Origin of the sequence: Pseudomonas sp. HMWF021 (assembly GCF_003061005.1) — a bacterium.
GTDB lineage: Bacteria > Pseudomonadota > Gammaproteobacteria > Pseudomonadales > Pseudomonadaceae > Aquipseudomonas.
In genome coordinates this window covers 1-980 of the sequence record NZ_QAIK01000188.1, presented here as the reverse complement: position 1 = coordinate 980, position 980 = coordinate 1, and the positions used below count along the sequence as shown (strand labels likewise).

The following is a 980-nucleotide window of genomic DNA, read 5'->3' as shown; positions in this document are numbered from 1 at the left end:
TCCGGCGGCGACAACCTGTCGGCGACCTTCAGCCCCGAGCTGTCGGATCTGACCATCTACGTGATCGACGTCTCCGCCGGCGACAAGCTGCCGCGCAAGGGCGGGCCGGGGATCTGCAAGTCCGACCTGCTGGTGATCAACAAGATCGACCTGGCGCCGCTGGTCGGTGCTTCGCTGGAAATGATGGATAGCGACACCCAGCGCATGCGCAACGGCAAGCCATTCGTCTTCAGCAACCAGAAAACCGGCCAGGGTCTGGAAGAGATCATCGCCTTCATCGAGCGCCAGGGCCTGCTGAACGCCGCCTGATTTATTGACCAACAAGGAAGCTTATCCATGACACTCAAACGCATTCTCGGCGCCATGGCGCTGCTGCTGACCCCAGCCCTGGCCTTCGCCCACCCGGGCCACGGCGACAGTGGGCTGGTCGCCGGCATCAGCCACCCGATCGGCGGCCTCGACCACTTGCTGGCGATGGTTGCGGTCGGCCTGTGGGCCGCGCAGCAACAAGGCGCGGCGCGCTGGGCGCTGCCGTGCACGTTCGTCGGCACCATGCTGATCGGTGGCATGCTCGGCTTTGAAGGGCTGGAGCTGCCGGCGCTGGAAAGCGGGATCGCCGCCTCGGTGCTGGCGCTGGGCCTGGCGGTGGCGCTGGCGGTGCGTCCGCCGCTGGTAATGGCGGTGGCGGCAACGGCACTGTTTGCGCTGTTCCACGGTGTGGCCCATGGTCTGGAACTGCCGGACATGAGCAGCCCTTGGGCATATGCCGCCGGTTTTGTCGCGGCGACGGCGGCGCTGCATGCGGCGGGTTATGCCGTGGTTCGTTTTCTGCCGCAGGCGGCTGCACCCCTGGTGCGAGTGGCGGGTGCCGCTTCGGCGGCGACTGGCGCGTGGTTGCTGGCCGGTTGATCTCTATCGCCTGAACCCGCCCCATCGCTGGCAAGCCAGCTCCCACAATTGGAATGCACTCTCCTGTAGGA

Annotated in this window: 2 protein-coding genes; both read left to right on the top strand. The window is 66.3% G+C overall.

Features of this window, described 5'->3' with window-relative positions:
- On the top strand, positions 1-309 hold a 309-nt coding region (locus DBR18_RS30080; protein ID WP_305891547.1), incomplete at its 5' end, for a GTP-binding protein.
- Positions 310-336: 27 nt separating this feature from the next.
- On the top strand, positions 337-909 hold the full coding sequence (locus tag DBR18_RS27125) for a HupE/UreJ family protein (RefSeq protein ID WP_108592647.1): 573 nt from the start codon (positions 337-339) through the stop codon (positions 907-909).
- Positions 910-980 lie beyond the last annotated feature (71 nt).

What these genes read in the sequence shown, in the direction of transcription:
- DBR18_RS27125 (WP_108592647.1), top strand. Translation starts at nt 337, where the DNA reads ATGACACTCAAACGCATTCTCGGCGCCATGGCGCTGCTGCTGACCCCA.